We start from the raw sequence: 8127 nt of genomic DNA, 5'->3' as shown, positions 1-8127 counted from the left end.
CCGGCGGCCGGAGCGATCGTTGCGGTTCCCGCCGCCTTGATCATGCTGGCGGTCTCGATTGCGTTGGGCGGCACGAGCGGCGCGACGGACTGCGTTGCGGCTAAAGCGCGGTACCAATGTCCGGCTTCGCGCAGTTCGCTGCCCAGATCCGGATCGGTGAGGCACGCGACCACACGGCGCTCGTCCGGCAGGTCGGCGCTGTACCACCAGCCCTCGGGACGCGCCTCGACAACCATGCGGCAACCGCCCGGCGCGCGGTCGAAAAAGCGTGTATAGGCGGCAAGGTGTCCGTGCACCGTGAGCTTGGCGCCGAAACATCGCGCCAGCCGCCAGCTGCGGCCGGTCGCCCAAACCACGGCGCGGGCAACGATATCTTCATCGGCCAGCTTGAGCAGCCAGCCTTGATCGTCGCGTACTGCCGAACCCACGGCCGAGCCAAACCGCGTGTCCACACCTGCCGCCTTGGCCGCCTGTACCATCAGCCGGTCGAATCGCGTCCGCTCGAGCTGCCAGCCGGCACCTTGAGCGGAAAACATGCCGTGCCGCTCGCTGGGAACTTCATTGGCCCACACCGAAACAAGCGCACGATTTTCAACGAAGCCGGCCTCGGCGAACGGCGTCCAGACACCAAGCTGACGCAGCAGCCCATTCGCTACTGCCGGCAGCACCTCTCCCGGCTTTGGCCGATCATGCCTTCCTGCTTCCAGCAACAGCACGCTCCGCGCGGGTGCGTGCCGACGCAACGTCAGCGCCGCCGCCGCACCCGCAGGACCGCCACCGATCACGACAAAGTCAGCTTGCTCGGACGGCATAGAAGGAAGCCACCACCCCTGCCGGGTTGGTGCTGCCGCCATCGCCTGAATGCGGGATGGTGCGCACCACAGAGCCAACGATAGCCGGAACCTCCAGCCGGTCCGTGCTGTTCGGCCAGACCGGTACGAGCCAGCCTATATAGTCGTAGATCCATTCTTCGCCGCCGACCACGCCCTTGCCCTGGAACCGGACTTGCATAGGCGAGCCGTAGCCGAAGCCGCCACGCAGATCGAGCGACCAACCTGGCCCGCCGATCGTTCCCGACAGCTCGGTTTGCGATTTCTCGGAAATGGCCAGCGTGCCTTCTCCGAAGAGCAGGTCGTTGGCCGCTTTGCTGATGTCCGGATCGTTGAGGAAGCTGCGATAGGTCCAGTTGCCGACAAAGGGATTGCTCATCGTCATTCTCCCGAATCTTCGACGCAGATGTATTTGACACCGGGTGAGGGTTGGTCGAGACCGCCGGCAGGATTTCGGATCATGAATCCGAGCTTCGACCACTCGGTGACCATCTTGAGGTCGCCGGCAAGCGTCTGCGGAATACCGCGTGCCCAATTGCGGAACTGGAAGTCGGTGCCGACCGGATAATAGACTTGCATCGGCCGGTGCGCAGGCCACCACAGCGTCTCCCATACCCGCCGCTCGCGCTCCAGCAACGTGTCACCTACGCTATCGGGATAAAGCACGTTCCACTCCTCATAGGTAACGTCGATCGTCTGGGTGGAACATTCGTTGAAGTCGGCCTGCCAGGGCAGGCCGCTGAGCTTGGTCAGGTCGCCGGGCTGCAGACCGATATCGAAATCGCTGCCTTGCGACAGCGGGTCGGAGGCATAGGCGATGTAGCCTTCCTCGCTGGTGCCCGCGCCCCAGCGATTGGCATTCTCCTGCGCGGCGGTCAGCGCGAAGCTATACCATTCGGGGTCGGCTTTGATGCGATAGGGCTCGCGCCAGATCGCAGGGTTGCGAATGATCCACGTCACCTCGCCGCCCGGGCAGAAGGCGCCGCCGAGACCGTTCGAGAGCACGCCCTGGTCCAGACCGCGGCCGCCCGGCACATTCCAGTCCTTGTAGGGCTGCCACGGGTCGATGGCCGGTGCGAAGCCTGCATCCACCTCGTCGATGAAGATACCCGCCGCCCATTGCCTGAGCAGGAAGAGCTGCGTGTCGGTTAGCCGCAGGAACTTGCGCACCGTCTTGTTGGTGATCGGGTTATCGCCGGCCAATAGCGGCATCAGCGGTAGGTGGTAGGTGCGCGTCGCCGGATTGGCCTCGAGCCGAAATAGGTTTTCCTCGCCGGGCTTGCGCAAGAGGTCGAACAGGTATTGCCGCGCGGAGCGGCCCGGATCGGTCGTCGCGTCTTTGGTTGCCGCGGCAAGCGCGCGGTCCAGCAACTGGCCGGAGCGGTACTCAAACGCAAGCCGGCGCAGTGCGGCTTCGATCGGCTCGTCCGGGTCGGTGGTGCGATCGGGTTCGGCGGGCTCTTGCCGCGACGAGGATCGGGCGAGGGTGAGCATCCGCTTCTTGGGCGGCGCGGCTGCGACGCTAATGTGTTCGATCACATCGCCGACGGCCGCGTCGAATGCGTTGCGGGCGGCTTCATAGGCTGGGTCGGCTACGGCATCGTTCTCGGCGAAAGCCGCTTGCCAGCGCGCGGCGTAGGCCCGCGCTGCCTCGCCCTCGCCGGGCCGACAGACCGCGGCGGTGAAAGCCGCTGCTGCCGCCTTAAGCGAGGCCCCGGCTTCGCCGACCACGGCATCCTTCGCAGCGCCCGGCGCATGCGTGGCGTCAAGCAGCATCAGGCTTGGTTCGACCGCAGCTTCAAGCAGTCGCCCGCCGACATGATCGTCTCTTGCGCGCCCTTCCTTCTGCGCCAGCGCGCGGGGCGCAACCCGCGGCGGAATGCACAATCGGTAGGGGTCGAATGTGCCCCGGCTCGACTGGTTGTGGGGAAAATTCGATTGCTGGAGTATGTTGGCGAAGTACGAGAATTCGTCGGCGCGGAAAATGATCGGCCAGACGTCGCGCCAGAACCACGGCCGGTAGGCCGGGTTCCACTCCACCGGTCCGGCCTTCCAATGTAGCAAGGCCGGCGTATCGGTGGGGTCGATCTTCTGCGGTGCGCTGAAAGTTCCTGCGGTGCCATACAAGTCGGTGCGATAGGCGAATTCGCGGATCGACATGTCCTCGATCACGTCATCCAGCGTGATCATGTCGAGCACTTCCGGCGCGTAGCGGGGATAGCCGACCAGCGCCCAGGCCGGATATTCGACGTCGATGTAGCGCAGCGCCTGGACGCGCTCTTCCATCATCATCAGCCGCGCCATCACCGGCCCGTCCGAAATGTCGTCGAACCAGCCGTCGCTGTTGGCATAGGTCTCGATGCGCGGATGGCCGAAGCCTGAGAGGAACGAGCCGCTGTTCCCATGCCCGCCAAGCACCAGCAGCCGCCCGTCGTCGTCCGTGATCATCTCGCCCAGCGTGTCGATCGCGTTGGGCGCCATCCCGGTTGGCGGGAAGGTGACGGCATAGGCCAGGTTGGTATCGCGCCCGAAGCTTGCCTTGCGCCGCGAGGTGCTGTCGACCGTTTGCGGGCCCGCGTCGATGATCAGCTTCTGCCGTTCGACCGGATCGGTGATGCCGGCGTTGCGCAGCGGCGCGCCATCGGGATAGCCGGCCTCCCCTCGCAGCCCGTCGAAGGTGAACCAGGCCGCCTTCTTGTTGGCGAGCTGAACGCGCCACTGGATGTCGACAAGCTTTCCGCGATTGCCACCGCCCTCGACATGGTCGCCGATCTTGAGCGGGACGCCGTCAGGGTTGGCCTCGTTATAGACGAAGATTTGGAAGCGTGCCGCCTGACGCTTGATGCGGCCCTTATCGTCCTTGAAGTGCTTGATCGGCGCATCGCCCTTAGCGGCGTTGCCGTTGACGTCGCATTCGATCGGCATCTGCGCCGGCTTTTCCGGCGCGATGCAAAAGGCATCGGGGCTGTCACCGAGGCGGGCAATGCCGACAGCGGGATGAATGCGATAGATCGTTGGGTCGGCCATATTGATTTCCCCTTGGTGCCAGTGCCGGCCGTGGGTTAGTCGAGAAAATTGAGCGAGACCCCGTCGAGCCGCAACAGCTCGCGGTCTTCCTCGTAGGAAGCGCCGATCACCACCAGGCTGACGGTGAGGCTGGTGGCGCCGGCCGCGATCAAGCGTCTTGCCGCGCGCGTCACGTCGATGCGGTGGTTGCGCGGCGTGTTCATGCTGCGCTCGCGCAAATCGAACTTGCGGTTTTCCGTTGGCGGCACCTCGCAATGTCCGGGTCCGCCATAACATTCGCCATGGCCGAACACGGCGGCATAGCCCGCGTATCCAGGCAGGTTGAGTGGTGTCGTGGCATCGGCATCCGGCGTGTTGAGAAATACGCGAATGAAGCAGGAGCGCGGCAGTTGCGGCACGCGATGCAGCCGCACCTCGGCCGAGCGGAAGCCCTTGGTCGCTTCGGGCACCGCGATCGGCGCCGAGACAAAGCGCCCCACCGGGTTGGTCAGGCCGACCGGCATCAGGCATCCGCCGCGCACATATTCATAGCCGAAACGGCTCATTTCGAGCGTGTCGCGCACCGCATAGCTCCACGGCGTCAGCGCGGAATCGAGGTCCGCCGGCAGGCCGTCGGGATGCTCCTGCTGCCAACGCGACCAGAGCCGGTCGATGTTGGCATGCACTGGCCAGAAGATCGGATCGTAGGACGCCGTCAGGTTCGAGAACATGTCGCCGAACTGCGGCTCGGAATAGAGATCGTCACGCTGGTGGAATTTTCGGCCGGCAACACGCACCGCGCTGTTGCGATCGGCGGGAGCGTCGGTCTTGAACGCCGGGTTCATGCCACCGGTCCAGATATGCATGGTGTTGTGCGGGTTCTGGTCTAGGAAGCCGAAGCTGTCGACATAAAGGCTGCCGCCGCCGAAGTCGCGGAAGGTGCGCAGCGACAGGATCTCGTCAATGTCCTCCTGCGCCGGGTAATGGTAATGGATGACGGTGTTGATCGAACCGTTGCCGAACTGGCTGGAATAGCGCAGCGGATACCAGAGCGGATTGGCCTCGAGCAGCGCGTCGATCAGCCGTTTGCGGTTTTCGCCCGCCACATATTCCTTGCCGCAGGCTGTGCTCACCGCGTCGTAAACTTGGGTCGGATTGGCCCAGAACTGGCCGACCAGCGTGTCGATCTTGGCCGGAAAACCCTTATCGCGCAGGAAACGTGCCGAGTCTTCCGTCAGAAAGCCCTTGAAGGCATCGGGAAGGATTGCGCCGTTGGCCGGGTCTTCAGGCTTGTAGCGCGATGCGGGGAAATCCCACCACGGCATGGTCACGTCGGGGCAGAAATCCTGCAAGGCCTGCTCGAATTCATAGAGATACACGCGGTGCCACGGCAGGAATCGCTCCCAGCCATGCTGGCAGTGGTTCTGGTGGATCAGCGCCAGGTTGTTGTAGCTGCGCTTGTCGCCGACCCACTTGTTGAGCTTGTACAGCTCGCGAAATGCATGGCGCAGCCGCTCTTTCTGCGCGTCGTCGAGCACATCGACGTCCATGCGCTGTCGCAATTCTCCCTTGGCATAGCGCCATGCCGCGGGATCAGATGCCGGGCCGAAGATCGGGCCGGAAAGCCCCTTTACCTCGACGCGTGCCTCGGTGGCCACACTGACCTCGCCGGCAAGCGCGACTGATCCGATCAGCTCTCCGGGACAGCCTTCGTCGATCCAGGTCTCGATCCGGTCGATATCGTCATAAGCGATCGGCTTGCCGCCCCAGGGCAGGCGGGGGAGCTGCTTGCCGTCGAAGGGCGGCAGTCCGCGCAAGCCGCGGACCAGCGCTGAGCGCGCACCGCGCCCCTCGGCGTCGCTCTTGCCGCAACACGTTGTTGAAAGCGGCGCGATCAGCGGCATGCCCTGGAGCTCAAGCGTCAGGAAATCCGGCAGCGTCACCCCGGTCAGGCTGCCTGGTCCAGCTTTGCCGCCCGCAGCGGTGAGGATCGCCTCCACGTCGCTCCACGTAAACGCCGCATCGGGTTCGGACGCCTGCGCCTTACTTGTGGGCATCGTGGCCACCCATCGGCATCCCATGCATCTGCATGGCGTCGCCCTGCACGGCGTCACCCACCTCACCGGGCAGCACCACGGCAACGTTCTGCATCATGCCCTGATCCTCGTGGTCTAGGATATGGCAGTGGAGCACATACTCGCCGATATAGCGCTCGTAGCGGGTGCGCAGCGTGATCGTGTAGATGCCTGAAAAACCCGTGGGCAGGTTTTGCGGGATCAGGCTCTTGATCCACAGCGTGTCTTTCCACACGCCCTTGAGGCCCGGATATTGCGGGTCGGGTGTCCCGGCGATGTCGTCTATCGCTCCAGGCGCGCTGACGTCCTTGCCGAGGGGGTCGGTGATTGAGACGATCTGGAACGGATTGACGTGGATGTGGAACGGATGGCTGACGAAATGCGATTGCAGCGTCCACACCTGCGCCTTGCCGAGCGGCAGCTGGCGGTCGATGCGGGTCGGATCATAGGGTTTGGTGTCGGCGGTGTTGAGGGTGTTGCCAACCTCGAACTTTACGTCCGGCCCTGTTGTATCGATGAAGAAGGTCAGTTCCTGCGTGCCGTTGCCCTTGACCTCCTCGTCCGTGACGTCGGGGTGCGGTGTGAAGCTGGTGAACTTTATGCCAGCCTTGAGATCGGACACCACTGCCGCCTTGACGTCGGCGGGCATGTTGGTCTCGGCCAGTGCAACCAGTATGCTCTTAACATAGGACTCGACATTGTCGACCGGCTTGCCCGGCGCAACGTCGATCAGGCCGAGCAGTTGTGGGCTCACATCCAGCCCGTTGACCACGCCCGATTTGGGCGCCGAGGAATCGATCACGCAGTAGCGCCCGGCTTCCGGAAAGACGACCAGCGCGTCGAAGCGGTAGCCGGGCTGGAGCGTCGCCAGCTTGGTCATTTGCGCAGCCGCCATTGTCAGGCCATCGGCGGCGACCAGCGCATAAGGCACTGGCTCGGTGTCGCAGGTATCTTTGATGAAGGCGGCGGTGGTCTCGGCCCTGAGCAGGGTCTTCACCCCAGGCTTCAACTTGCCGTCGAGCACCTTGAAGAACTGCAGGCTGATCGTGTCGCGCACGCCGGCATGGATGATGCGCCAGCGCTCGATCTGACCCTGCGTCGCCTTCATAGGGTCGGTGGGGTTGAACACCTTGCCGTTGAGCGAGGTATAACGACCCGATGCCGGCCAGGTGCCCGGGCCGAACTGGTCGTAGCCTTCGATGCCGCCGACATCGCCGGGGTCGCAGAAATAGCGGCCGTTAATATCCTGCTTGATCGGGCCGAGGTCGCCTTGCTTCGCGGCCGGGCCGCGGCAGGCATACTGAATCTGCTGCATCACCAGCACCCGCTCCGGAACTGCCGAGGTCGGGATCAGCGTATCGATGTCGCCATGGGCGGTTGGCGTCGGCGGGCGACCGCCGCGAATGATCAACGCGCCGGCCATGCCGCTCGACACCTGCAACGCGGTCGAGCCGTGGCGGTGCGTGTGATACCAGAACGTGCCGGAGGGGTGGTCCGACGGGATATTGTACTCGTAGGTGAACTTGGTTTGCGGGTTGATTGACAACAGCACATTGTCGCTGTTGCCGGTCGGGCTTACCCACAGGCCATGGGTGTGCAGGTTGGTGCCGTTGAAGCAGTGCGGAATGTCGGGCATCTGGCCGCCCGTCATGCAGCCGGGGTCGCCGGGCTGCGGGCCTGCCGGCAGCTGGTTGTCGAGGATGATGCGCACCGTGTCGCCGGGAACGGCCTCGATGGTCGGCGAGACATAGGGCGCACCGGGATCGACACCCTTGCCCGTGTAGCCGCGCAGATGAACCTTGTCGTAGCCGCCCGTCGACGGGTTGTAGATCTGATTGTCGATATAGTTGATCTTGAGGTCGAGCAGCCGGTCGCCGCGCACCGGTGCCGTGTTGCCGGGCAGGGGCGCGGCCGGTGCTGCCTCCGTCAGGATAGGCTTGGCGATCGGCGCGCGTTCGTCCTGCAACAAGGGTGGATTGAGGATCTCGGCTGCCGCTGACGATGCCGCCATTGGTCCCAGGCCACTAACGAAAACACCCGCGAAGATTCGCGCGCGCACCATCGATCCAGCACGTGACATGGGGCCTCCCTCAAATTGGCTCTAGATTTCAATCCGCAAGCATAGTGACCCAGATCGTGAGAATTGTCCAGATGGATTGAATGTAAAAGGTGAAAGTTACTTAATGGCCATGTGCAGGGTTGCTTATACGGCTCAT

Annotated in this window: 5 protein-coding genes; all 5 read right to left on the bottom strand. The window is 63.9% G+C overall.

Annotated elements, in window-relative coordinates:
- The coding region (locus NKJ26_RS26880; RefSeq protein ID WP_352698296.1) for an NAD(P)/FAD-dependent oxidoreductase at positions 1-812 on the bottom strand (812 nt) is incomplete at its 3' end.
- On the bottom strand, positions 793-1209 hold the full coding sequence (locus NKJ26_RS26875; RefSeq protein WP_352698294.1) for a hypothetical protein: 417 nt from the start codon (positions 1207-1209) through the stop codon (positions 793-795). The genes NKJ26_RS26875 and NKJ26_RS26880, both read right to left, overlap by 20 nt.
- A 2-nt stretch (positions 1210-1211) precedes the next feature.
- Positions 1212-3857, bottom strand: a complete 2646-nt coding sequence (locus NKJ26_RS26870) for a LodA/GoxA family CTQ-dependent oxidase (protein ID WP_352698292.1) — start codon at positions 3855-3857, stop codon at positions 1212-1214.
- A gap of 35 nt (positions 3858-3892) precedes the next feature.
- On the bottom strand, positions 3893-5893 hold the full coding sequence (locus NKJ26_RS26865) for a tyrosinase family protein (RefSeq protein WP_352698290.1): 2001 nt from the start codon (positions 5891-5893) through the stop codon (positions 3893-3895).
- Positions 5880-7991, bottom strand: a complete 2112-nt coding sequence (locus NKJ26_RS26860; RefSeq protein ID WP_352698288.1) for a multicopper oxidase family protein — start codon at positions 7989-7991, stop codon at positions 5880-5882. The genes NKJ26_RS26865 and NKJ26_RS26860 overlap by 14 nt, the downstream gene beginning before the upstream one ends.
- Between the last annotated feature and the right edge of the window lie 136 nt (positions 7992-8127).

This window comes from Mesorhizobium sp. M0152, assembly GCF_040322415.1.
In the GTDB taxonomy this organism is placed as follows: domain Bacteria; phylum Pseudomonadota; class Alphaproteobacteria; order Rhizobiales; family Rhizobiaceae; genus Mesorhizobium.
This window is presented reverse-complemented; position numbering and strand designations above follow the sequence as displayed.